Source organism: Nitratireductor pacificus pht-3B (genome assembly GCF_000300335.1).
Lineage (GTDB): Bacteria > Pseudomonadota > Alphaproteobacteria > Rhizobiales > Rhizobiaceae > Nitratireductor > Nitratireductor pacificus.
Genome location: NZ_AMRM01000006.1, coordinates 191,857 through 216,934, shown reverse-complemented (window position 1 = coordinate 216,934; position 25,078 = coordinate 191,857). Strand labels below are relative to the sequence as shown.

The window sequence follows — 25,078 nt, the reverse complement described above, 5'->3', positions numbered from 1 at the left end:
ACGAAACGTATGATCATATGGGTCGCGCCGAAAAGTGGCCTAAAGACGGAAAGAGGATCGGTTCAATGCAAAAGATCAAAGTCCACGGTGCGTCCATCCCCGTTCTCGGGCTGGGAACATGGACGCTGAAGGACGAGGCCTGCGCCGATCTGGTTTCGACCGCGCTCTCCCATGGCTACCGCCATGTCGATACCGCAGCCGCCTATGGCAACGAGACGGCGGTCGGGCAGGGCATCCGCGCGTCGGGCATCGACCGTGCGGACCTGTTCGTCACCACCAAGGTCTGGTGGACGGACATCGCGCCCGGCGATCTCGAGCGTTCGGCGGAGGAGAGCCTGCGGCGGCTCGACGTCGGCGAACTCGATCTTCTGTTGATCCACTGGCCGAATCCCGAGGTGCCGCTCGCCGGCAGCATCGCTGCGCTCAACCGGGTGCGCGAGGCGGGGCTGACCAGGCATATCGGCGTCTCAAACTTTCCCACCGCGCTGCTGGCGCAGGCGCTCGACCTGTCGGACGCCCCGCTGGTGGCCAATCAGGTGGAGTACCATCCCTATCTCGACCAGAGCCGGGTCCACCGCGCCTGCCGGGCGGCGGGCATGGCGATGGTTTCCTATTGCCCGCTGGCTCGCGGCGCCGGCCTGTTCGAGGATCCGGCGGTTGCAGAGGCTGCGCTCCGTCATGGCAAGACGCCGGCACAGATCGTCCTGCGCTGGCACGTCCAGCAGGACGGCGTCGTCGCGATCCCGCGCACCAGCAACCCGGCGAGGCTGGCCGAGAACGCCGACATCTTCGATTTTGCCCTGAGCGAGGCCGAGATGGCGGCGATCTCCGCGCTCCGCTCGGCGGGCCAGCGGATCTGCGATTTCGACTTCTCGCCGATCTGGGACGCGGCATAGCCGTACCGGAGGTTGCGCAGGTTAACCCTGCGTTAGCTGGTCCATTCTAATTTACTTAAACTTGTCTTGATCGCCGTGCCGGCGGTCGAGAGGCGGGGTATGCCTTTGGGGAAGGTGGGGCTGCGCATGTTGCAGACATCGAGTAGCGCGGAAGAGCGGCCGGGCGACATCGCGTCCACGATCGCCAGTTGCATGCGGCGCATGGGCATCGTCGGTCTGCCGCGCAACTATGAGATCCTCTACGAGGTCTACACCGGCTCGAACCGCGAGCTGGCGACGGAATTCGCTGCGCTGAACGGCCGCCCCACGCAGGAAGCGCTCGACAGGCTGGCGCTGAAGTATTTTGCCCAGAGCAACCGGCAGGCCATCGTCGAGACGGCCCAGGAGCAGATCGCCGACCGGGCGCAGGAGATCTTATCCCTTCTGGGCCGAGAGCGCAGTTCGCTGGAAAAGTTCGGCGTCATCCTCGACCAGACCTCGAACGGACTTGGCGGCCGCACCGACCTTTCGCGCGACATCCTGCGCAAGATCGTCGGCATCATGGCCGCCGCGACCGAAACCACCATCGAGCAGGGCCGGCAGATCAGCAGGGCGATGGAGGACAAGTCCGAGGAGCTGGAGCGGACTCGCGCCAAGCTCGAACAGTACAAGCGCCTGGCCGACACGGACCCCCTGACGCGCATCTGGAACCGGCGCGCCTTCGACAAGCGTATGGCGCAGATCTACGACGACGAGCGCTCGGTGATGTTTCACGCGCTCGTTCTCGCCGACATCGACGGCTTCAAGTCCTTCAACGACCATTACGGCCATCCGGTGGGCGACCGGATCCTGCAGATCGTCGCCCATCTCCTGAAGGCGCAGGGCAACGAGAACTGCTTCGTCGCGCGCACGGGCGGCGAGGAATTCGCGCTGATCGTCGAGGGGCTTTCGGCCGAAGCCACCATGGCCGTGGCGGAAACGGCGCGGGCGACCATCGAGAAGGCGGAATTCTGCGTCGGGTCGACGGCGCGCAATTACGGGCCGATCAACATCTCGCTCGGGGTGTGCATGGCCTCCGACGCCACGGACGCCGACGATCTCTACGCCAAGGCCGATCAGGCGCTCTATGCCTCGAAAGCGGACGGGCGTAACCGCGTCAGCCTCTACGCGAACCTGCCGCGCGGCAAATTCACGAAAAGCTGGCTGATCTACCGCAAGGATTGACGCCGGCGGCTTTCACCGCTGGTCAATTTTACGAAAATTTGCCTATAGTCTGCGGCAGGAGCGCGCGGATTTCCGCCCCAATTGTGCTACAGGGGCGGCGGAGGGCGTTTTCAAGCGCGATTCTTTCGCGGTTTTCGAGGAAAAGTGAGGACACGGACTATGTTGAAGAAATCCATCGCTGTCGCGCTGGTCGCGGGCTTTACCGCCGGCTGCGTAACCAGCACCGATCCCTATACCGGGCAGCAGAAGATTTCCAACACGGCCGGTGGGGCGGCTCTGGGCGCGCTGGCGGGCGCCGGCGTCGGGCTCCTGGCCGGCGGCGATGATCGCCGCAACGCCCTGATCGGCGCCGGCATCGGCGCACTGGCCGGCGGCGCGGTCGGCTCCTACATGGACCAGCAGGAGGCGCAGCTGCGCGGCCAGCTGCAGGGCACGGGCGTCAGCGTGACGCGCCAGGGCGATTTCATCATCCTCAACATGCCGTCGAACATCACCTTCTCGACCGACTCGGCGACCATTCAGCCGGCCTTCTACGCGACGCTGAATTCCGTGGCGCTGGTGCTGCAGAAGTACAATCGCACGCTGGTCGACGTGTTCGGCCACACGGATTCGACCGGCAACGACAACTACAATCTCGAGCTCTCGCAGCGCCGTGCCGGCTCGGTGGCGAACTACCTCATCTCCCAGGGTGCCGCCAGCGAGCGCTTCGCCATCATCGGCCAGGGCGAGACGCAGCCGATCGCTTCCAACGCCACGCCGGACGGGCGGGCGCAGAACCGCCGCGTGGAGATCCGCCTGTCGCCGCTCACCGGCGCCTGATCGGAAGAATCTCTGCAACGAGGAAATGCGGCCGGGTATCCAGCCCGGCCCGCGAATCCGGCTTGGGGTTCCCGCGCGCGCTGCGATGTGACCCCGCTGCGGGATGTACATTTCGGGCGGGTTCTCCCGCCCGAAGCTTTTTTGAAGCGTTCAGAGCATTCGCGTGTCGCACTGGCTGCTGCGTGCGTGAGCGTAAGGATCGGTCGCAGAACGATCGCTGATCGAATTCTGCGAACCCGCGATGTCGGTTGCATGCAAGCCGGAAGCCGGTCCGTGATAATGGTTGTTCATGCCTTCGATACCGTTGCCATTCGTCATCTCCCTACTTCTTTGCCTTGTCCTCGTGCGGATGATCCGGCAGGGCGCGCGGAGATACGGGCTGTTTTCGCTGCTCGTCGCCATTTTTGCCGTTCAGGCGGCCTTGTCCGGGCTGACCTGGAATGTCGGCTGGTCTCCGGCCCGTCTCCTTCAGCCGATCGGCGCGGCAGCCCTTCCGGCACTCTCCTTCGCGGCCTTCAACCAGCTGCGCATCGATCGGCTTTCAAGCCCGCGGGACGTGCTGCCCCACTTGGCGCCTGCCGGCCTGGTTGCCGTTCTCGTCGCCTTCTGGCGTGCGCCGATCGATATCGTTCTGTTTGCCGTCTATCTCGGATACGGCCTTGCGCTTCTGCGGATCGCCCGGCAGGGGCCGGAGGCCCTTTCCGCCGTGCGTATCAGCAGTGAATGGACCGCGCACAAGGCGCTCGTCTCCGTAGCGATCATGCTTGTTGCGACGGCCTTCATCGACGCGATCATCTCGCTCAACTTCTCGCTCGGGGAGCGCGAACAGGCCCGAACGGTCCTCGCCGCTGCGAGCGTCTTGTGGCTGGCGCTCGCCGGTTATGCCGCAACCGTCGCCGGCAGTGCCTTCCCCGACGATGAGGCGGACGCCACAGCGGACGATCCGGTTTCTCCCTCCGCGCTGTCGGCTTCTGCGAGCATCGAGGATGACGAAGCCATTGCGGACCGGGTTGATGCACTGATGCGGGAGCAGCAGCTCTACCGTGACCCGGACCTGACATTGGAGCGGCTCGCACGGCGTGCCGGCATTCCCGCGCGCCAGATCTCCGCCGCTCTCAACCGGGTTCATGGCCGCAACATCTCCCGGATTGTGAACGAATACCGGGTCGACGATGCCAGGCGGCGGCTCGCCACGACGCGCGATCCGGTGACGGCCATCATGCTGGAATCGGGTTTCGGCACAAAGTCGAACTTCAACCGGGAATTCCTGCGCGTCACGGGCACGACCCCGAGCGGCTACCGGCGCAGGGGCGGGGATGCACCTGCCGCCCCGGGGCCGGGATCATCGCGCGAAACGACCTGAATCGCGATTTCGAACGTCCAGAATCGCGTTCAAGGGCGCGCCGCTCCCTGTTTCCTGCACGTTTCGGCCAAACACCCATGGCCAGGAGAAATGTTCATGAAACTGTTGAGTAAGATCGCGACGGTGCTTTGCAGCACCATGGCCCTCACGCTGATGGTGAATCAGTCCGCCGCTGCCGGCGACTTCGTCGGCGTGCGGCAGATCGCGGCTCCCTCCAAGGAACGAGGCGGCGCTCTGGCCGTCACCATCTGGTATCCGGCGGAGGCGTGCGGCAAGCCCGTCACGCTGGGCGAAAACCCGTTCTTTGCGGGGACCGACGCCATGCTCGAGGCTCCGATCTCCCGTGGAAAGTTTCCGCTGATCCTGCTGTCCCATGGTGCTGGCCTGGGAGGCACGCCGGAGGCCATGAGCTGGATCGCCACGCCGCTGGCGAGACAGGGCTTCATCGTGGCGGCGCCTCTCCATCCCGGCAATGGCGGTGCCCTGAGATCGGCAGCGGAAACGATGAAGCTCTGGCTGCGGCCTGCCGACATCACCGCGAGCCTGGATGCGGTGGCGCGGCAGCCCTTCTTCGAAGATCATCTGGATCCGGGAAAAGTCGGCGCGCTTGGCCTCTCGATGGGGGGCAACACGGTTCTGGCGCTCGCTGGCGCCCGTATCGACCCGGACCGCCTGGCGCGCTATTGCGACACCGACGCTTTCAACCCTTCGCTTTGCGGATGGGTAAGGGAAAGCGGCGTCGATCTTCATGCCATGGACATGAAGCCGGCCGGTCGGAACAACGAAGACAAGCGGATCAGGTTTGCGATGGCGATCGATCCCGCGCCGGTGGACGTGTTTCAGGGCGGCACGTTTTCCGGGATTTCCATTCCTGTCGGGATCGTGAACCTCGGCAAGCCGGGGCAAATCCCGCCGACCGCGCTCGCTTCCGGGATCGCCGGGGCCATTCCGAACGGCACCTATTCTGTAATCGGGGACGCGAGCCACTACAGCATGTTTGGCGAATGCAAACCCGGCGCGGCCGAACGCGCGGCTTCCGAAAAGATCGGTGACCCGATCTGCTCGGACGGAGACGGGCGGTCCCGCGCCGACATCCACAAGCGGCTGATCGCCATGGTCGCGGAGGCGTTCGACCGGGCATTGAAGACAAGGCGCTGATCGCCGGCGACAAACGGTTTCATATTCCAGGTGGCGATCAGGCCAGGCGGGCGTCCCGCAGGATCAGGCAGCGGCGATCTCGCGGGCGATGCGCGCCGCCAGGATCGCGTTGTTCTTCACCAGCGCGATGTTGGTGGCTAGGCTCGCTCCGTCCGTCAGTTCGAGAATGCGGGCGAGCAGGAAGGGCGTCATCGCCTTGCCGGAAACGCCCCTCTCGAGCGCCTCGTCCTGCGCGGCCGCGATGTGCCGCGCCATCTCCCCGGCGGCAATCTCGTCAGCCGCCGGCACAGGATTGGCGATCAGCATGCCGCCGTCGATGCCGAGCGCCTTGCGCGTGGCCTGGAAGCGGGCGATCGCCTGCGGCGTGTCGAGCCGCAGCGGCGCCTTGTGCGGCGAGTGGCGCGACCAGAAGGCCGGCATGGTGTCGGTGGCGAAGGCGACGACGGGCACGCCGCGCGTTTCCAGAACCTCCAGCGTCTTTTCCGTGTCGAGGATGGCCTTCGGTCCGGCGGAAACGACGATCACCGGCGTTCTTGCCAGCTCGTCCAGATCGGCGGAGATGTCGAAGCTCGTTTCCGCGCCCTTGTGGACGCCGCCGATGCCGCCCGTGGCGAACACGGCGATGCCGGCCATATGCGCCGCGATCATCGTCGCGGCGACCGTCGTGCCGCCGCTCCGCCCTTCCGCCAGCGCGAAGGCGAGATCGGCCCGCGACAGCTTCATCGGGTCCTTCGCCTGCGCAAGTGCTGCCCGTTCGCCGTCTGACAGGCCGATCTTGAGGCGCCCGTCGATCACCGCGATGGTGGCGGGCACGGCGCCCTCGGCCCGGATCAGCGCCTCGACATCCGCGGCCATCTCGTTGTTGCGGGGCCAGGGCATGCCATGGGTGATGATCGTGCTCTCCAGCGCGACGACGGGCTGCCCCGCCGCCAGCGCCTCGGCGACCGGGGCGTGAATATCAAGGATGTTGTTGGACCGCACGGGAAAGGCTCCTTTATGAAACGGCGCGCGGGGCGGGCACCCTGGCCAGCGCCGCGGCAAACAGACTGGCGTCGAATTCCGGCGCCGCCGAGGCGCTGGCAACGGCGAGGCCGGCGGCTGCGACCCCGTGGCGCGCCGCCTCGGGAAGGGTTTCGCCCTGCATCAGCGCGGCGATGGCCGCACCGGCCAGGGCATCGCCGGCGCCCGTCACATCGACCACATAGGCCACCTCCGGCGGGGTGATCTGCCAGAGCGCCCCGCCGGTGAAGACGAGAACCGAATGGCTGCCCGCGGTGATGACGCCGCCGGAGAGGCCCATCTCGCGCAGCCGCGCCACGGCTGCCGTCAGCGGGGCCTCCGCGCCAAGGCCCGCGAGGCTGCGCGCCTCGCGCTGGTTCATGAACAGGGTCGTCAGCCGGGCGAAGGAGGACACAAGCCGCCCCGCCTTTGCGGGCGAAACCGCTATGGCATGGAGCGGGGTGGTCCCGCTGATCGCCGCCAGTTGCGCGAGCGCCTGCTCGGGCATGTTGGCATCGCACAGGATGGCGTCGGCGGCGGCCGCCGCGTCGCGGGACTTGCGCCGCCGCAACTGCTTGGCGAAGGCCTTTTCGTACAGCTCCATGTCGGCAATACCGGTGATCAGCTCGCCGTCGCGGTCCAGAATGGCCGTGTAGCTCGGCGTCGCGCGGTCGAGGAAGATCGCCGACAGGTCGTCGAAGCCGGCGGCGTCGATGGCGCGCGCCACCTCCTCGCCCGCCACATCCCCGCCGCGCACCGACAGAAGCGCGACGGCGACGCCGCGCCGGGACGCCGCGCGAGCCGCGTTGAACGCGCCGCCACCGACCTCCTCGCGCATCCGGCCCGGATTGGACGTCGCGGGAATATGCGCTCCGGCGAGCCGGCCGCGCCGGTCGAGATGCGCGCCGCCGATGGCGAGCAGTCGGGGTTGCTCCGTCATCGTCCCGTGCTCCCGAAACGAATCGGCCAGGGACCGGTTTGCGCCGCCGCAGCCCGTTCGCCCTGGTTGCGCCGAACCGGGCGTAAAGCGGGACATGTTCCTGTACAAAATAAGAACATATTCATTTTTCTCTTTTTATTCAGAGAGTTGGTTCCTATTGCAAAAAAAGAACAAAAAGAGTACGAATAACCATCGCGGATTTGGCGGAACCGCCTCCATTGACGACGAAGGGGTGTTGTATCATGGCTCAGAACTCATTGCGGCTTGTAGAGGACAATTCGGTGGACAAAACCAAGGCTCTGGATGCGGCGCTATCGCAGATCGAACGCGCCTTCGGCAAGGGCTCGATCATGCGGCTCGGCGCCAACGACCAGGTGGTCGAGATCGAAACCATTTCCACCGGGTCCCTGGGGCTCGACATCGCGCTGGGCGTCGGCGGCCTGCCGCGCGGCCGCATCATCGAGATCTACGGGCCGGAAAGCTCGGGCAAGACCACCATGGCGCTGCACACCGTGGCCGAGGCGCAGAAGAAGGGCGGCATTTGCGGCTTCATCGATGCCGAGCATGCGCTCGACCCGGTCTATGCCCGCAAGCTCGGCGTCGATCTGGAGAACCTCCTGATCTCGCAGCCCGATACGGGCGAGCAGGCGCTGGAGATCTGCGATACGCTGGTTCGCTCCGGCGCGCTCGACGTGATCGTCGTCGATTCGGTGGCGGCGCTGACGCCGCGCGCCGAGATCGAGGGCGAGATGGGCGATTCGCTGCCGGGCATGCAGGCGCGCCTGATGAGCCAGGCGCTGCGCAAGCTGACCGCCTCGATCTCGCGCTCCAAGACCATGGTCATCTTCATCAACCAGATCCGCATGAAGATCGGCGTGATGTTCGGTTCGCCCGAGACCACCACCGGCGGCAACGCCCTGAAATTCTACGCGTCGGTGCGCCTCGACATCCGCCGCATCGGTTCGGTCAAGGACCGCGAGGAAACGGTCGGCAACCAGACACGCATCAAGGTCGTGAAGAACAAGATGGCGCCGCCCTTCAAGCAGGTCGAGTTCGACATCATGTATGGCGAGGGCGTTTCCAAGACAGGCGAGCTGATCGATCTGGGCGTCAAGGCTGGCGTGGTCGAGAAGTCGGGCGCATGGTTCTCCTACAATTCGCAGCGCCTGGGGCAGGGGCGCGAGAACGCCAAGCAGTTCCTGCGCGACAATCCGGAAACGGCCGGCGAGATCGAATTGACCCTGCGCCAGAACGCGGGACTGATCGCCGAAAAATTCCTCGACGATACGGGGCCTGGCGACCTGGACGACGCGGCCGAAGGCTGACCGGAACACGCTTCGATCGGTTTCATGAAACACCGCCGCTTGCCGGCGGTGTTTCATTTTGCGCTTTTGTCAGGCCATGTGTGGGATTTCTGGACAGGCTTTTGTACCGGCGCTAAAAGGCTCGCACCTGTTTCCCCGCATTCGCGCGGGTTTCTCGCAAAGGCTGTAGCATGAGTGGCGTCAACGACATCCGGTCGACCTTTCTCGATTATTTCCAGAAGAACGGACATGAGATCGTGGCCTCCGGCCCGCTCGTGCCGCGCAACGACCCGACGCTGATGTTCACCAATGCCGGCATGGTCCAGTTCAAGAACGTCTTCACCGGTCTTGAGACGCGCCCCTACGACCGGGCAGTGACGGCGCAGAAATGCGTGCGCGCCGGCGGCAAGCACAACGATCTGGACAATGTCGGCTATACGGCCCGCCATCACACCTTCTTCGAGATGATGGGCAATTTCTCCTTCGGCGACTATTTCAAGGAGCGTGCCATCGAGCTTGCCTGGAACCTCGTCACCAGGGAGTTCGGCCTCGATCCTAAGCGCCTTCTGGTCACCGTCTATCACACGGACGACGACGCGGCCGGGTACTGGAAGAAGATCGCCGGCCTTTCGGACGACCGCATCATCCGCATCCCGACGAGCGACAATTTCTGGGCCATGGGCGATACCGGCCCGTGCGGCCCGTGCTCGGAAATCTTCTACGATCATGGCGAGGGCATTCCCGGCGGCCCGCCCGGCAGCCCGGACGAGGATGGCGACCGCTTTATCGAGATCTGGAATCTCGTCTTCATGCAGTTCGAGCAGCTGACGCTGGACGAGCGCGTCGACCTGCCGCGGCCCTCGATCGACACCGGCATGGGGCTGGAGCGCGTCGCCGCCGTCCTGCAGGGCGTCCACAACAACTACGACATCGACCTGTTCCAGGCGCTGATCCGTGCCTCCGTCGAGGCGACCGGTGTCAAGGCCGAGGGCGCGCAGCGCGCCAGCCACAACGTCATCGCCGACCATCTGCGCGCCTCGAGCTTCCTCATCGCCGACGGCGTCCTGCCGTCGAACGAGGGGCGCGGCTATGTGCTGCGGCGGATCATGCGGCGCGCCATGCGCCACGCCCAACTCCTCGGGGCCGAGCAGCCCCTGATGTGGCGGCTCGTGCCGGCGCTGGTCCGCGAGATGGGCCAGGCTTATCCTGAGCTGGTGCGCGGCGAAGCGCTGATCACGGAGACGCTGAAGCTCGAGGAAACACGTTTCCGCAAGACGCTGGCGCGCGGTCTGACGCTGCTCTCCGATGCCACGGGCGATATGGGCGAGGGCGACCGGCTGGACGGCGAGACGGCCTTCAAACTCTACGACACCTACGGCTTCCCGCTCGACCTGACGCAGGACGCGCTGCGCCAGCGCGGCATCGCGGTTGATCTGGAGGGCTTCGACACGGCGATGCAGCGCCAGAAGGCCGAGGCGCGCGCCAACTGGGCCGGCTCCGGCGAGGCGGCAACCGAGACGGTGTGGTTCTCGGTGAAGGACAAGGCCGGAAGCAGCGATTTCCTGGGCTACGAGACCGAGGAAGCCGAAGGCGTGGTCACCGCCCTGGTGCGCGACGGCGGGCTGGTCGAGACGGCGGGCGAGGGCGAGGCGATCGCCATCGTCACCAACCAGACGCCGTTCTACGGCGAATCCGGCGGCCAGGTCGGCGATACGGGCACGATCGAGGGCGAGGACTTTGCCATTGGTGTCTCCGACACGCAGAAGAAGGGCGACGGGCTGCTTGTCCATTTCGGCACGGTGACGAAGGGCACGGTGGCGACCGGCGCGGCGGTGGCGCTGCGCGTCGATCACGCACGCCGCACCAGGATCCGCGCCAATCATTCCGCCACGCATCTCCTGCACGAGGCGCTGCGTGAGGTGCTGGGCACCCATGTGGCGCAGAAGGGTTCGCTGGTCGCACCCGAGCGCCTGCGCTTCGATTTCTCGCATCCGAAGCCCATCTCCGACGAGGAGCTGGCGCGCATCGAGGACATCGCCAATGAGATCGTGTTGCAGAACGCGCCCGTGGCGACGCGGCTGATGGCCGTCGATGACGCGATCGAAGCGGGCGCCATGGCGCTGTTCGGCGAGAAATACGGCGACGAGGTGCGCGTCGTGTCGATGGGCACGGCAACCGGTGGCGAGAAGAACGGCAAGACCTATTCTCTGGAGCTGTGCGGCGGCACCCATGTCCGCGCCACCGGCGATATCGGCCTGGTGCGCGTCGTCTCGGAGGGCGCTGTGGCAAGCGGCGTGCGCCGCCTCGAGGCACTGACGGGCCGGGCTGCCCGGCAGCATCTGGATCAGCAGGAGCGCCTGCTCAAACAATCGGCCAGCGCGCTCAAGGTGGCGGCAGCCGATGTGCCTGGCCGGCTCGAGACCCTGATGGAGGAGCGCCGCAGGTTCGAGCGCGAGCTGGCCGATGCACGCCGCAAGCTGGCGCTGGGCGGCGGCAATGGCGCGGCGGCCGACGGTGGAGCCGAAACCGTGGCCGGCGTGAATTTCCTTGGCCGTGTGGTCGCGGGCATCGCGCCGAAGGACCTGAAGGCCCTCGCCGATGAGGGCAAGGCCTCGCTTGGCTCCGGCGTCGCCGTTTTCGTCGGCACCTCGGAAGAAGGAAAGGCCAGTGTCGTCGTCGGCGTCACCGCCGATCTGACGGGCCGTTTCAGCGCGGTCGATCTCGTCCGCGCCGCCTCCGCCGCCATTGGCGGGCAGGGCGGTGGCGGTCGCCCCGATATGGCGCAGGCTGGCGGGCCGGACGGCGCGAAGGCCGATGCGGCCGTGGCGGCGGTCAGGGTCGCGATGGAAGGCTGACACAGGAGTGTGCTGCGTTCGGGTGGCGCCAGCCGGCGGCCGCATGAACGCTGAAGATCAGTGAGCCTGTGCGGCGGGTCGCCCGTTTCGCCAGAGCAACAAAAAAGCCGCGGTCTGATCCGCGGCTTTTTCAGATCCGGTGTGCGAGGCCTGATCAGGCCATCGCCTTCTGCAGGTTCTCGTCGATCTTGTCGAGGAAGCCGGTGGTGGAGAGCCAGGGCTGGTCCGGGCCGATCAGCAGCGCAAGATCCTTGGTCATGTGGCCGGACTCGACCGTGTCGATGCAGACCCGCTCCAGCGTGTCGGCGAATTTCGCCAGCGCCGCATTGTCGTCCAGCTTGGCGCGATGCGCCAGGCCGCGCGTCCAGGCGAAGATCGAGGCGATCGGGTTGGTCGAGGTCTCCTGGCCCTTCTGGTGCTGGCGGTAGTGGCGGGTGACCGTGCCGTGCGCGGCCTCGGCTTCCACCGTCTGGCCGTCCGGCGTCATCAGCACCGAGGTCATCAGGCCGAGCGAGCCGAAACCCTGGGCGACAGTGTCGGACTGGACGTCGCCATCGTAGTTCTTGCAGGCCCAGACATAGCCGCCCGACCACTTGAGCGCCGAGGCGACCATGTCGTCAATCAGGCGGTGCTCATAGGTGATGTTCGCTTCCTTGAACTTCGCCTCGAACTCGGCCTCGTAGATCTCCTGGAAGATGTCCTTGAAGCGCCCGTCATAGGCCTTCATGATCGTGTTCTTGGTGGAGAGGTAGCACGGCACCTTGCGCATCAGCGCGTAGTTCATCGAGGCGCGGGCGAAGTCGCGGATCGAATCGTCCAGGTTGTACATCGCCATGGCGACGCCGGACGACGGCGCGTCGAACACCTCGTGCTCGATGGTCTCGCCGTCCTCGCCGACGAACTTGATCGTCAGCTTGCCCTTGCCCGGGAACTTGAAATCGGTCGCACGGTACTGGTCGCCGAAGGCATGGCGGCCGACGATGATCGGCTGCGTCCAGCCCGGCACCAGGCGCGGCACGTTCTTCATGATGATCGGCTCGCGGAAGATGACGCCGCCCAGAATGTTGCGGATGGTGCCGTTCGGCGACTTCCACATCTTCTTCAGGCCGAATTCCTCGACGCGCGCCTCGTCCGGGGTGATCGTCGCGCATTTCACGCCGACGCCGTATTTCTTGATGGCGTTCGCCGCATCGATGGTGATCTGGTCGTCGGTCGCGTCGCGCGCCTCGATGCCGAGATCATAGTATTTCAGGTCGATGTCCAGATAGGGATGGATCAGCTTTTCCTTGATGAACTGCCAGATGATGCGTGTCATCTCGTCGCCGTCGAGTTCCACGACGGGATTGTCCACCTTGATTTTACTCATGAAAAAGCTCCGCGATCCGGGTGTGAAAACTGGCCCGAAGACTGATCGGACCGTGAGGTTGGCTGCCCTATAGCATTCCTGATGAAAAGCGCAAAGCAGCGTCGGAGGCGTTTTTGGGGACCGGCACGTACGGGTTGCGGCGCGCGCACCTTGCCGGATGAAATCGCGCGCCTTTTGGTGCACTCTGGCCGGAGCAGTCTCCGGGCGAGGACCCATGAAGCCAGTCTATGACGCGACCCCGTTGATCGCCGCCAATGCGATCGCCTTCGACACCGAGACCACCAGCCTCGATGTGAAGGAGGCGCGCATCCTGCAGATCGGAGGCATCGCGCTCGTCGGCGGGCGGCTGAGCCCCGACGATGCGTTCGAGACGCTCGTCGATCCGGGCATCGCGGTGCCGGCGCGCTCCACCGCCGTTCACGGCATAACGGGCCAGATGCTGCGCACGGCGCCGGCTTTTGCCGAGGCCTGGCGGCGTTTCGAGGCGTTCCGCCGGGGCCGGCTTCTGATCGGTTATGCGCTGGGGTTCGATCTCGCCGTTCTCGAACGCGAGGCGGCGCGCGCCGGCCTGCTGTGGCAGGCCCCGCGCACCCTGTGCGTGCGCATGCTGGCCGGCATCGTCAATCCGGAGCTGCCGGACGCCTCGCTCGACGCCATCGCTGCCTGGCTGGACGTGCCGACGGAAGGCCGCCATGCCGCCGATGCCGACGCGCGCATCGCCGGCGAGATCTTCGTGGCGCTGGTGCCGCACCTGATCGCTCGCGGCATCCGCACGGTGGCCGAGGCGGAGCATGCATCCAGCCTGCGCGGCGCGGCGCTCCGCCAGCAGGCGGAAGCCGGATGGAGCGAACCGTTCCTGCGCCGCGCCGACGGAGCGCGCCGCGCCCTCGGCGTGCTCGACCCATACGCCTTCAGCCATCGGGTTGCGGAAGCGGTCGCGTCCGACCCGGTGGTCATCCGCGCGGATGCCTCCCTGCAGACGGCGGCCCGCACCATGGCCGACCACCGCATCAGCTCGCTGCTGGTCGCGCCGGACGGCGCCTCCGGCCGCCCGGTCGGCGAGTATGCGATCATCACCGAGCGCGACGTCCTGCGGGCGGTTGCCGCCGCGGGTGCCGGGGCACTCGATGCGCCGGTGGAAACGCTCGCCGTTTCCCCCCTGGTTTCGATCGGCGCCGATGCCTTCTTCTATCAAGCGCTCGGCTTGATGAACCGCCACCGGATCCGCCATCTGGCGGTCACCGACGGGGAGGGGCGACTTTCCGGCGTCATTTCGGCGCGCGATTTCCTAAAATTCCGGGCGGGGGCGGCCGTCGACCTGCAGGAGTGCATCGAGACCGCCCGCGACCCGGCAGATCTTGCCGGCGCCTGGGCCCGTGTGCCGGTGGTCTCGGCCGCGCTGCTCGACGAGGAGATCGACGCCCGCTCCATCACGGAGATCGTCTCGGGCATTCTCTGCGCCATGACCGAACGGGCCTGCGCCATCGCTCTTTCGGAAATGTGCGAGGCGGGCGAGGGCGCGCCGCCATGTGCCTTCGGGGTGATGGTGCTCGGCTCAGGCGGGCGCGGCGAAAGCCTGCTCGCACCCGACCAGGACAATGCGCTGGTGTTTGCCGAAGGCGAGCCGGGAGGCGAGGCCGACCGCTGGTTCGAGCGTTTTGGCACACGCTTCACAGACCACCTGCATGCCGCCGCCATTCCGCTCTGCCGGGGCGGCGTCATGGCGCGCAATCCCGCATGGCGCGGCTCGGCGGCCGAATGGCGCCATCGCGTCGACGCCTGGGTCGGCAAGGTGCGTCCGCAGGACCTGCTCAACGTCGACATCTTCTACGATCTGCGCGCCGTTCATGGCGAGCATGCGCTGGTCGATGCGCTGCGCGCCTACGCATGGGAAAAGGGCGGCGCCAGCGTCGAGTTCGCGAAACTGCTCGGCGAAAGCGTGGGAGAGACCAAAAGCCCTTTCACGCTTTTCGGCGGGCTGCGGCAGGAGGACGGCCGGATCGACCTCAAGCGGCACGGTCTCTTCCCCATCGCCGCGATGGCCCGGGCGCTCGCCATCCGGCATCACCTGCCGCACGCCTCGACGCGGCAGCGGCTGGAAGGGCTGATGGAGCTGCCGGGCATGCCGCATGGCGATCTCGCCGCCCTGCGCGACGCGCACGGCTTCTTCCTCACGCTCGTCCTCGAGCAGCAGGTTGCCGACATCGCGGTCGGCATTCCCCTGTCGAACCGCATCGTGGTGGACCGCCTTGCGGGCCGCCAGCAGAAGACCCTGAAGGACGCGCTGAAAAGCGTCGCCCTCATTCCGGAGATGGTGCGCAACGCCATGTTCGTGTGAAGGCCATGGCGGCGCTTTACCCGCGCCCGCGAAGCCTGTAACAGCAGCGGCCATGGCAGGAACAGACAAACAGCAGGACATGCTCGCGGAAGGCCCGGCGATCATTCTGGTGGAGCCGCAACTGGGCGAGAACATCGGCATGGTGGCGCGCGCCATGGCCAATTTCGGCCTGGGCGAGCTGAGGCTGGTCAGCCCGCGCGACGGCTGGCCGAACGAAAAGGCGCGCGCGGCAGCGAGCCGCGCCGACCATGTGATCGACGCGGCCGTCATGTTCGAGGATACCGCGAGCGCCATCGCGGACCTGAACTTCGTCTACGCCACCACCGCACGCCCGCGCGACAATTTCAAGCCGGTGCGCGGCCCGGTCGAGGCGGCCGCGGAGCTGCGAAGCCGGTTTGCCGCCGGGCAGAAGACCGGCATCCTGTTCGGCCGCGAGCGCTGGGGCCTGACCAACGAGGAGGTGGCGCTCGCCGACGAGATCGTCACCTTCCCGGTCAATCCGGCCTTCGCCTCACTCAACATCGCGCAGGCGGTCCTGCTGATGTCCTATGAATGGATGAAGCCCGGCGATCAGGCGGTCCGTCCAGCGGAAAGCCGCTCCGAGCCTGCCGCGAAGCAGCACATCGAGAGCCTCGTCGCCTATCTCGACCGCGTGCTCGACGAGCGCGGCTATTTCCGCACCGAGGACAAGAAGCCGAAGATGATCGAGAACCTGCGCGCGCTGGTGACGCGGCCCGGTTTCACGGTGGAGGAGCTGGCCGTGCTGCGCGGCGTGCTGACCTCCCTGGAAAAATTCTCGCCGAAGAAGCCGCGTGGCTCCGGCGCGCCGGACGCAGGGTAGGGAGATGGACAGCCGGCCGATCCTGTTCTTCGATTCGGGCATTGGCGGCCTGTCCGTCGTCAAGGAAGCGCGCATCCTCCTGCCGGGCCGGCCCTATGTCTATGTCGCTGATGATGCGGCCTTCCCTTATGGCGCGTGGGAGGAGGGTGCCCTTCTGGAGCGCATGGTGGGGCTGTTTGCCGAACTGCTCGACACCCACAGGCCGGTGATGACGGTGATCGCCTGCAACACGGCCTCGACGCTGGCCATCCACCGTCTGCGCGAGGCCTTTCCCGACGAGATCTTCGTCGGCACCGTGCCGGCGATCAAGCCGGCGGCCGAGCGTACGCGCTCCGGTCTCGTCTCCGTGCTCGCCACCCCGGGGACCGTGAAGCGGCAATACACCCGGGACCTGATCCGCGACTATGCGAGCCGGTGCCATGTGCGGCTGGTCGGCAGCGAGAATCTGGCGCGGCTTGCCGAACAGTATATGCGCGAGGGCTTTGTGGATGAAGCCGCCGTGCGCGCCGAGATCGCGCCGTGCTTCGTCGAACAGGACGGCCGGCGCACGGATATCGTGGTGCTCGCCTGCACGCACTATCCCTTTCTGGTCAACCGCATGCGCAAGACGGCGCCCTGGCCGGTCGACTGGATCGACACCTCCGAGGCGATCGCGCGGCGGGCCTTGTCGCTTGCCGCCGGCCTGCCGCCGGCGAACGGTGAGGGGGGAATTGTCGATCGCGCCCATTTCACCTCCGGCGCGCCGGCGCCGGCACTGCGCCGGCTGCTGTCGGGCTTTGGCTTCCAGTTCTGAACGCCGGCGGTCAAGACCTTGGCAACGGTTGACTTTGTCGGCCCTTTGGCCTAGTCAGCCGCCATGCGCGATGGCTGATCGGCCGCCGCGCTTTTTGACGTGTCCCGTGGGCAAGGCCGCAAAGCGTGCGTGGCTTGCCCTGTCAGGTCTCGAAAAAGGAGACCAGAGGAGGGCGCGTTTCCTTCGTCCGGAGCGTGAGCTTCCGGGCAGAATTGTTTGAAAGGGAATGCGATGAGCAAGCGCCAGTCCGCAAAGTACAAACTCGATCGCCGTCTTGGCGAAAACATCTGGGGTCGTCCGAAGTCCCCGGTCAACCGCCGTGAATACGGCCCCGGCCAGCACGGCCAGCGCCGCAAGGGCAAGCTGTCGGACTTCGGTCTGCAGCTGCGCGCCAAGCAGAAGCTGAAGGGTCACTACGGCGACATTTCGGAAAAGCAGTTCCGCAAGACCTATGATGAGGCGAACCGCCGCAAGGGCGACACCAACGAGAACCTGATCGGTCTCCTGGAATCGCGCCTCGACGCGCTGGTCTACCGCGCCAAGTTCGTTCCGACGATCTTCGCCGCGCGTCAGTTCGTCAACCACGGCCACATCCTGGTCAACGGACGCCGCGTCAACATCCCGTCCTACCGCTGCAAGGCGGGCGACGTGATCGAGGTCAAGGAAAAGTCCCGTCAGCTCGCCATCGTGCTGGAAGCCGTCCAGCTCGCCGAGCGCGACGTGCCGGACTATGTCGAGGCCGACCACAACAAGATGACCGCGAAGTTCGTTCGCGTGCCGGCAATTTCCGATGTGCCCTACGCGGTGCACATGGAACCGAACCTGGTCGTCGAGTTCTATTCGCGCTGATCGGTTTCGACCGCAGGTTTTACGAAACGCCCGGCCATTGGCCGGGCGTTTCTTTTTGTCGGCCATCGGAAAACGGGCGCTGTGTGAAAACGCTGGCTGAACGGATTGCTCCGCTGCCGGTCGCCGTCCTCGGCGGATCATGAAAATTCGGGTTCGTCACGTCGCCTTGCCGGAAGGCTTCTGATAGGGAAGGGCGAACGAGCATTTCCGACGAAGGCCTGCCCATGCACGAACCTCTGGCGCAAACGATGGAACGGGCGCGACCCGGCGAGACCGAAACGGATGGCGGCGACACCCCGGTCTTCTTCCGGGATGCCCCGGCCACCGTCGAGTTCAACAAGCTGCGCAAGCGCCTGCTGCGCAATGTGCGGCAGGCGATCGAGGATTTCGCCATGGCGAAACCCGGCGAGCGCTGGCTGGTGGCGCTATCGGGCGGAAAGGATTCCTACGGTCTTCTGGCAATGCTGATGGACCTGCAATGGCGCGGCCTCTTGCCGGTCGAGCTGCTGGCCTGCAACCTGGACCAGGGGCAGCCGAACTTTCCGAAGCATGTCCTGCCGGACTATCTCGAACGGATCGGCGTGCCGCACCGGATCGAGTATCGCGACACCTATTCCGTGGTGACCGACAAGCTTCCCGAGGCGAGCACCTATTGCTCGCTCTGCTCACGCCTCAGGCGCGGCCATCTCTACCGCGTCGCCCGCGAGGAGGGATGTGCCGCCCTGGTGCTCGGCCATCACCGCGAGGACATCCTCGAGACGTTCTTCATGAACCTGTTCCATGGCGGCAGGCTGGCGGCGATGCCGCCGAAACTGCTCAACGACGAGGGGGACGTGATGGTCCTGCGCCCCTTGAGCTACTGCGCCGAAGCGGACCTTGCCAGGTTCGCCGACGCCATGCGGTTTCCCATCATCCCCTGCGATCTGTGCGGCAGTCAGGACGGCCTGCAGCGCAATGCCATGAAGGCGATGCTGAGCGACATCGAGGCGCGCATGCCCGGCCGCAAGGACACGATGATCCGGGCGCTGACCCATGTACGCCCGTCCCATCTGCTCGACCGCAGCCTGTTCGACTTCACCGGTCTCACACGGGCGGATTGACCGTGTGAAACAGCCGGCCCCGCTCGGCGATCAGCACCAGGATCAGGGCGCCGACGCCGGAGAGGAAATAGCCGAGGGCGAGCGGCACCGTCGAGCCGTCGAAAGCCTGCCCGATAAAGGCCCCGATGAGGCCGCCGCCGAGCGTCGTGACGAAGCCCAGTGTGGCAGCCGCGGTGCCGGCCACGTGTCCGAGCGGCTCCATCGCGATGGAGTTGAAATTGGCGCCCACCCAGCCGAACTGGAACATCGACAGGGAGAACAGGACGAAGAACAGGGCGAACGGCATCAGGTCCAGCCAGGCGAGCGCCAGCCAGACGAGATTGACCAGCGTGAACCCCACCAGCGCCCCGTGCGAGAGACGGCGCATGCCGATCCGGCCGACAAGGCGCGAATTGGTGAAGGACGAAACCGCCATCAGGCCGGCCCCGATGGCGAATACGATCGGGAACCAGTCGGCCAGGTCGTATGTGTCCGTGTAGATCTGCTGGGCAGAACTGATGAAGCCGAACAGCGCGCCGAAGATGCAGGTGGTCGCCAGCGTGTAGCAGAGCGCGACGCGGTTGGTCAGCACATAGCCGAAGCCCTGTGTGATGGAGACGAAGGTCAGCGGGCGCCGGTTCTCCGGGGCGAGCGTTTCCGGCAGGCGGATCGCGGCCCAGATCCCGAACACGAGCGCCAGGATGGCCGTCGCCATGAAGATCTCCGGCCAGTCGCCGAAGATCATGATCAGCTGGCCGATGCTCGGCGCGATGACCGGGATGATCATGAATACCATCATCACCAGCGACAGAACTTCAGCCATCTGCCGACCGCCGAACACGTCGCGGATCGCCGACACGGCAATGACGCGCGTCGTCGCCGCACCGACGCCCTGCACGAGCCGCAACGCCAGAAGCGCTTCGAAACCGGGAGCGAATGCCGCGGCGAAACCGGCGCCGATATAGAGGGCGAGGCCGATGAGCAGGGGCGCGCGGCGCCCGAAACGGTCCGAGATCGGCCCGAATACAAGCTGTCCTCCGCCCAGGCCGATGACATAGGCGGTGACGATGTACTGCCGCGCGTTCTCGTCATGCACGCCGAGCGCGGCGCCGATCTGCTGCAGGGCCGGAAGCATGATGTCGATGGCCAGCGCGTTGAGCGCCATCAGCGCGGCGGCGAGAGCGATGAACTCCGCGCGGCCGAGGGAACGGGTCGGCTTGCCGGTTTCTTCTGCGACAGGGTTTTCCATGATCGTCTCTCCACCGCTCAAAAAGGGCATTCAGAAAAGTCATGCGTGATCCGTCATGCCAGCCGGCGAGGCGGCCGGGCGTTCGGGAGGCACAGAACGGACGCATGCGAAAAAACGCAGACGCGAAAAAATGCGCTGACAGGCGCCAGCGCATTGCAGGAGGGAGGGCGTCCACCGTGTGCCGATGGACGCGATCCGTCTAAGATTCGTTACGCGGCGCCCTTGGCGGCCACGCCCTTCTCACCCAGGAAGGCTTGCAGTTCGCCCGCCTGAAACATCTCGCGGATGATGTCGCATCCGCCGACGAACTCGCCCTTCACGTAGAGCTGCGGGATGGTCGGCCAGTTCGAATAGTCCTTGATGCCCTGGCGCAGTTCGTCGGATGTCAGGACGTTGACACCCTTGTACTCGACGTTCAGGTAATCGAGAATCTGCACCACCTGACCGGAGAAGCCGCACTGCGGGAAGCCCGGCGTACCCTTCATGAACAGAACAACGTCGCTGCTTTTCACTTCGTTGTCGATGAATTCGTTGATGCCGCTCATCGCATATCCTTTCATGACCGGGGTCGGGACCCGGCATTCAAACGTTAACAATTATCTATTGCACCGGTCGGCGCGGTGCAACGCCACCCGAAAAAATCTTTGCCGGGCTGTCAGTCGGGCGCGCTGGTCTGCAGGGCCAGCGCATGCAGCGCTCCGCCCATATTGCCCTTCAGGGCGTCGTAGACCATCTGGTGTTGCTGAACGCGCGACTTGCCGCGAAAGCTCTCGGCCACCACTTCGGCCGCGTAGTGGTCGCCGTCGCCGGCGAGATCGCGAATCGTCACCTTGGCACCGGGTATGCCGTCCTTGATAAGCCGCTCGATGTCGGCCGCGTTCATTGCCATGGGGTCGGATATCTCCAAATCATTGCACCCCTGAGATATGGCCGCTCGGGGAGGCAAGGTCAATCGCGCCCGGCATGGGAAGGCAAGGCCGGGCGGGAGAGGGAGATCGGCTTCTCAGTCCATGAAGGCCGGGAACCAGGCTTCATGGGCCTCCTTCAGCGCGGAGACGGGGATTTCCCGCGCCGCGCCGAGCTTGAGCGCCGCGCCCCCGGTCCGGCCAAGAAGCACAGCCGAAATGCCCGCCGCGCGCGCCTGGCTCATCACCGTCTCCGCATTGTGCGACGTGATCACGTAGCGGCCCTGATCCTCGCCGTAGAAGGCGGAAACCGGATCGGCGGGAGCCTCGATCGTTGCGCCGATGCCGGACGCCATCGCCATTTCGGCGAGCGCCACGGCGAGCCCGCCGTCCGAACAGTCATGGGCGGCCGTGGCCGTCCCGGCGCGGATCAGTCCGCGAACGAAATCGCCGGCGCGTTTCTCATGCGCCAGGTCGACGGGCGGTGGCGGTCCTTCGGCGCGGCCATGGATGTCGCGCAGATAGACGGACTGGCCGAGATGCGTGCCCCAGCCCTCCGGCGCGCCGAGCAGGAGGATCGCCTGGTCCTCGCCTGCAAAGGCGATGCGCGCGGTCCTGTGCCAGTCGTCGATCAGCCCGACGCCGGCGATCGTCGGCGTCGGCGGGATCGCTTCGCCGAGCGTCTCGTTGTAGAGCGAGACATTGCCCGACACGATCGGGAAACCGAGCGCCGTGCACGCCTCGCCGATGCCCTTGATGGCATGCACGAGCTGGCCCATGATCGCGGGCTTCTCCGGATTGCCGAAATTGAGATTGTCGGTCGCCGCCAGCGGATCGGCGCCGGTCGCCGTGATGTTGCGCCAGCATTCGGCCACCGCCTGCTTGCCGCCTTCGTAGGGATCGGCCTCGCAATAGCGCGGCGTGACGTCCGAGGAGAAGGCCAGCGCCTTGGTTTCGTGACCGTCCACGCGCACCACGCCCGCGTCGCCGCCGGGAATTTGCAGGGAATTGCCCTGGATCAGCGTGTCGTACTGCTCCCACACCCAGCGCCGCGAGGAAAGGTCGGGCGAGTTCAGGAGCCTGAGCAGCACCTCCGCGACATCAGACTGCGGGACGGGCCCCGCGAGCGGGGCAGGGGCGGTCGGCACGACCCAGGGACGGTCATATTCCGGCGCCTCGTCGCCCAGTTCCTTGATCGGCAGGTTGGCGACTTCCTCACCCTGGTGAAGGATGCGGAAGCGCAGATCGTCCGTGGTCTTGCCGACGATGGCGAAATCGAGACCCCATTTGTGGAAGATCGCCTCTGCCTCGGCATGCTTTTCGGGGCGGAGCACCATCAGCATGCGCTCCTGGCTCTCCGACAGCATCATCTCATAGGCGCTCATGCGCTCCTCGCGCACCGGCACGCTGTCCAGGTCGAGCTCGATACCGAGATCGCCCTTGGCGCCCATCTCGACCGCAGAACAGGTGAGACCCGCCGCGCCCATGTCCTGGATGGCGATGACGGCGCCCGTCTGCATCAGCTCGAGACAGGCTTCGAGCAGGCATTTCTCCGTGAACGGATCGCCGACCTGCACGGTCGGGCGCTTCTCGTCGATGCCTTCGTCGAACTCGGCGGACGCCATCGTGGCGCCGCCGACGCCGTCGCGGCCCGTCTTGGCGCCGAGATAGACGACCGGCAGGCCGACTCCCTCGGCCTTCGAGTAGAAGATCGCGTCGGTTTCGGCGATGCCGGCGGCGAAGGCGTTGACCAGAATGTTGCCGTTGTAGCGCGCGTCGAAATTGACCTCGCCGCCGACGGTCGGCACGCCGAAGGAATTGCCATAGCCGCCGATGCCGGAAACGACGCCGGCTACCAGATGTTGCGTCTTCGGATGATCGGGCGCGCCGAAGCGCAGCGCGTTCATGGCCGCCACCGGGCGCGCGCCCATGGTGAAGACGTCGCGCAGGATGCCGCCGACGCCGGTCGCCGCACCCTGATAAGGCTCGATATAGGAGGGGTGGTTGTGGCTCTCCATCTTGAAGACCACGCACTGCCCGTCGCCGATGTCGACCACGCCCGCATTCTCGCCCGGACCCTGGATCACCCGCTCGCCCTTGGTTGGCAGGGTGCGCAGCCATTTCTTCGAGCTCTTGTAGGAACAGTGCTCGTTCCACATGGCGGAGAAGATGCCGAGCTCCGTGAAGGTCGGTTCGCGGCCGATGAGGTCGAGGATGCGCTGGTACTCGTCGGGCTTCAGGCCATGGGCGGCAATCAGCTCGTCGGTGATGGGAATGCGATTGGGAATGGTCATCTGGTCGGCGGGTCCCTGCAAAGGGGTTCCATAGGGGATTCCCCGGCTGCGTTACAGCATCGGCGCCAGATAATCCACTTCCCAATGCGTCTTTTGCTCAGCCGTAGTTGTCGAAGCCGCAAATCGGATTGTCGAGCAGGCGGCGCAGCACCGACAGGCCGCCATCCAGAGAGGCGGTGTTCGCCGGAACGCTGAAGGAGATGCGGACGCGGTGCAGCGCGGTTTCGGCCTGGCCGACCTTGAACTCATCCTCGTCGTCGATCAGCACGCCGTCCTCGGAAGCCGCGTTCTTGAAGGTGCTCGACAGCCACGGTTCAGGCAGCTTCAGCCAGACGAACGGCGCTGCCGGGTGCGAGGCGATGTCATATCCCTCGAAGGCGCGCCGCGCGTGTCCCTCACGCCTGCCGATCTCGGCGCGGACGCGCTGCCGCAGCGTTTCCGCCGCGCCGCTGGTGACGAGCTGCGCCGCGAGCTCGGCGAGGAGGAACGGCATGCCGCCGGTGATCATCTTGTGCGCGGTCAGCACCCGCGAGGCCTGATGCGGCGGGCAGGATATCCAGCCGCCGCGCACGCCCGCGGCGACCGACTTCGACAGGCTGCCGACATGAAAGGTCCGCTCCGGTGCCAGTGCCGCCAGCGGAATCGGGGGCGTATCGAGCAGCGCTCCGTAGATGTTGTCCTCGATCAGCCAGACATTGTGACGCCGGGCGATGTCGACGACGGCCTGGCGGCGGTCCTCCGGCATGGTGGCGAGCGTGGGGTTGTGGAGCGAGGGCACCAGAAAGACGACCTTCGGGTGCTGCTGCGCGCAGACCCGCTCGAGATCGTCGGGAATCATGCCGTGCGCGTCGATCGAGACGGGAACCGCGCGCCGGCCGATGACGGAGCCGCTCCGCGCCACATGCGAATAGGTCAGGCTCTCGAACGCGATGCGGTCGCCGGGCACCGTCATCGCGGCCATGACCGCCAGGATGCCGGCATGGCCGCCCAGCGTCGGGACGATGCTCTCGGGCCTGGGTGTCCAGCCGGCATGGGACAGCCAGGCACAGCCGGCCGTCAGCCAGTCGGGGGGAAGGGTGCGCGTGTAGCTGGCGATCTCGTCGGGGCGGTCGCGCAGGATCGCCCGTGTCAGCCGTTCGAGTTCCGCCGCCTGGCCGATCTCGGGTGCGGCGGATGAATCAAGGCGCAGCTTGCCGGGTTCGATGACCGCGTCGCGCGTGCCGCCGAACGGGGCGGCGAGGCTCCTCTCCGTTTCGCTCCCGGCCGGTTCGGCGGACAGCACATAGGTTCCGCGTCCGACCTCGCCGCTGACCAGCCCCCTTTCGCGCACTAGCGCGTAGGCGCGGCTGATCGTGCCGATGGTCACGCCGATGTCGAAGGCCAGGTTGCGCTGCGGCGGCAGCTTGGCGCCGGGCGCCAGCACACCGCGCTCGATGTCGTGTTCGATCTGGTCCGCCAGCCGCAGATAGAGCGGGCCGGACCCGAGCGTGAGATCTGGTAGCCAATTTGTCATCGTGACAATTAATACATTGTGCCTAGATTTCCGTCAATGCATACAGAAATTGTTCCAATTGACGCAATATCGAGCAGGACAATGAGTGCAAATGAGAGGATGAACGGTGCAACCGCCGCCCGTCCCGGCGGGGAGTGGGGGCTGCTTTCGACCATGGCCTGGCTTTGGCGCCAGGCTGGGAATTTCCTGCAGAAGCGCAAGACCCGGCGCGCATTGCTCGACCTGACGGATGAGCAATTGCACGATCTCGGCATCAGCCGCCGGGACGCCATGCGCGAGGGCTATCGGCCCTTCTGGGATTGAGGTGTTCGCGG

At 66.0% G+C, this 25,078-nt stretch carries 21 protein-coding genes; 13 read left to right on the top strand and 8 right to left on the bottom strand.

From position 1 onward, the window contains the following. Positions 1–65: 65 nt before the first annotated feature. The 5 genes from NA2_RS07505 to NA2_RS07485 all read left to right on the top strand — a co-directional run bounded on the left by NA2_RS07505 (position 66) and on the right by NA2_RS07485 (position 5,439). The gene (locus NA2_RS07505) at positions 66–896 is read left to right on the top strand and encodes an aldo/keto reductase (RefSeq protein WP_008595948.1); all 831 of its coding nucleotides are present in this window, start codon (positions 66–68) and stop codon (positions 894–896) included. Between the two features lie 126 nt (positions 897–1,022). Further along, positions 1,023–2,099, top strand: a complete 1,077-nt coding sequence (locus NA2_RS07500; protein ID WP_008595947.1) for a GGDEF domain-containing protein — start codon at positions 1,023–1,025, stop codon at positions 2,097–2,099. Positions 2,100–2,258: 159 nt separating this feature from the next. After that, complete coding sequence (locus tag NA2_RS07495; protein ID WP_008595946.1) at positions 2,259–2,918, top strand: YiaD family glycine zipper/OmpA-like lipoprotein; 660 nt, start codon at positions 2,259–2,261, stop codon at positions 2,916–2,918. A gap of 289 nt (positions 2,919–3,207) precedes the next feature. Beyond that, entirely contained in the window at positions 3,208–4,281 is a 1,074-nt protein-coding gene (locus tag NA2_RS07490; RefSeq protein ID WP_040677059.1) for a helix-turn-helix domain-containing protein, read from the top strand. A 96-nt stretch (positions 4,282–4,377) separates the two neighbouring features. Beyond that, positions 4,378–5,439 (top strand): alpha/beta hydrolase family protein, encoded by a 1,062-nt coding sequence (locus NA2_RS07485; RefSeq protein ID WP_040677140.1) that lies wholly within the window; start codon positions 4,378–4,380, stop codon positions 5,437–5,439. A 63-nt stretch (positions 5,440–5,502) separates the two neighbouring features. Here NA2_RS07485 and NA2_RS07480 read toward each other — a convergent pair whose 3' ends face one another. Together NA2_RS07480 and NA2_RS07475 are read right to left on the bottom strand one after the other, a co-directional pair. Continuing rightward, on the bottom strand, positions 5,503–6,420 hold the full coding sequence (locus NA2_RS07480; protein WP_008595943.1) for a pseudouridine-5'-phosphate glycosidase: 918 nt from the start codon (positions 6,418–6,420) through the stop codon (positions 5,503–5,505). A 13-nt stretch (positions 6,421–6,433) separates the two neighbouring features. Further along, entirely contained in the window at positions 6,434–7,378 is a 945-nt protein-coding gene (locus NA2_RS07475) for a carbohydrate kinase family protein (RefSeq protein WP_008595942.1), read from the bottom strand. A gap of 242 nt (positions 7,379–7,620) precedes the next feature. Here NA2_RS07475 and recA point away from each other — a divergent pair, with 242 nt between their 5' ends. Both recA and alaS read left to right on the top strand, forming a co-directional pair. After that, positions 7,621–8,703, top strand: coding sequence for a recombinase RecA (gene recA / locus NA2_RS07470; RefSeq protein WP_008595941.1), 1,083 nt, complete (start codon positions 7,621–7,623; stop codon positions 8,701–8,703). Positions 8,704–8,873: 170 nt separating this feature from the next. Further along, positions 8,874–11,537 carry an alanine--tRNA ligase gene (alaS, locus tag NA2_RS07465; protein WP_008595940.1) on the top strand — a complete coding sequence of 888 codons (2,664 nt, stop codon included), beginning with the start codon at positions 8,874–8,876 and terminating at the stop codon, positions 11,535–11,537. A gap of 154 nt (positions 11,538–11,691) precedes the next feature. Here the strand turns inward: alaS and NA2_RS07460 are convergent, their stop codons facing one another. Further along, entirely contained in the window at positions 11,692–12,903 is a 1,212-nt protein-coding gene (locus NA2_RS07460) for an NADP-dependent isocitrate dehydrogenase (protein ID WP_008595939.1), read from the bottom strand. Between the two features lie 214 nt (positions 12,904–13,117). Here NA2_RS07460 and NA2_RS07455 point away from each other — a divergent pair, with 214 nt between their 5' ends. From NA2_RS07455 to ttcA, 5 genes are all read left to right on the top strand, one after another. Next, entirely contained in the window at positions 13,118–15,241 is a 2,124-nt protein-coding gene (locus NA2_RS07455) for a DUF294 nucleotidyltransferase-like domain-containing protein (RefSeq protein ID WP_008595938.1), read from the top strand. A 52-nt stretch (positions 15,242–15,293) separates the two neighbouring features. Then, a complete protein-coding gene (locus tag NA2_RS07450; RefSeq protein WP_040677058.1) occupies positions 15,294–16,082 on the top strand; it encodes an RNA methyltransferase in 789 nt (262 codons plus the stop codon). Between the two features lie 4 nt (positions 16,083–16,086). Beyond that, complete coding sequence (gene murI, locus NA2_RS07445; protein WP_040677138.1) at positions 16,087–16,875, top strand: glutamate racemase; 789 nt, start codon at positions 16,087–16,089, stop codon at positions 16,873–16,875. A gap of 231 nt (positions 16,876–17,106) precedes the next feature. Further along, positions 17,107–17,724 carry a 30S ribosomal protein S4 gene (gene rpsD / locus NA2_RS07440; protein ID WP_008595935.1) on the top strand — a complete coding sequence of 206 codons (618 nt, stop codon included), beginning with the start codon at positions 17,107–17,109 and terminating at the stop codon, positions 17,722–17,724. A gap of 224 nt (positions 17,725–17,948) precedes the next feature. Continuing rightward, positions 17,949–18,824, top strand: a complete 876-nt coding sequence (ttcA, locus tag NA2_RS07435; RefSeq protein ID WP_008595934.1) for a tRNA 2-thiocytidine(32) synthetase TtcA — start codon at positions 17,949–17,951, stop codon at positions 18,822–18,824. On the opposite strand, the gene NA2_RS07430 is transcribed toward ttcA, so the two are convergent. The 5 genes from NA2_RS07430 to NA2_RS07410 all read right to left on the bottom strand — a co-directional run bounded on the left by NA2_RS07430 (position 18,808) and on the right by NA2_RS07410 (position 24,764). Next, positions 18,808–20,052, bottom strand: coding sequence for a multidrug effflux MFS transporter (locus NA2_RS07430; protein ID WP_008595933.1), 1,245 nt, complete (start codon positions 20,050–20,052; stop codon positions 18,808–18,810). The two genes, ttcA and NA2_RS07430, sit on opposite strands and share 17 nt — an antisense overlap. Before the next feature lie 209 nt (positions 20,053–20,261). After that, entirely contained in the window at positions 20,262–20,597 is a 336-nt protein-coding gene (grxD, locus tag NA2_RS07425) for a Grx4 family monothiol glutaredoxin (RefSeq protein WP_008595932.1), read from the bottom strand. Between the two features lie 110 nt (positions 20,598–20,707). After that, entirely contained in the window at positions 20,708–20,941 is a 234-nt protein-coding gene (locus tag NA2_RS07420) for a BolA family protein (protein ID WP_008595931.1), read from the bottom strand. A 114-nt stretch (positions 20,942–21,055) separates the two neighbouring features. Then, on the bottom strand, positions 21,056–23,251 hold the full coding sequence (gene purL / locus NA2_RS07415) for a phosphoribosylformylglycinamidine synthase subunit PurL (RefSeq protein ID WP_008595930.1): 2,196 nt from the start codon (positions 23,249–23,251) through the stop codon (positions 21,056–21,058). A 97-nt stretch (positions 23,252–23,348) separates the two neighbouring features. Further along, positions 23,349–24,764, bottom strand: coding sequence for an aminotransferase-like domain-containing protein (locus tag NA2_RS07410; protein ID WP_008595929.1), 1,416 nt, complete (start codon positions 24,762–24,764; stop codon positions 23,349–23,351). A gap of 99 nt (positions 24,765–24,863) precedes the next feature. Here NA2_RS07410 and NA2_RS21465 point away from each other — a divergent pair, with 99 nt between their 5' ends. Then, positions 24,864–25,067, top strand: coding sequence for a DUF1127 domain-containing protein (locus tag NA2_RS21465; RefSeq protein ID WP_008595928.1), 204 nt, complete (start codon positions 24,864–24,866; stop codon positions 25,065–25,067). Positions 25,068–25,078: the final 11 nt, after the last annotated feature.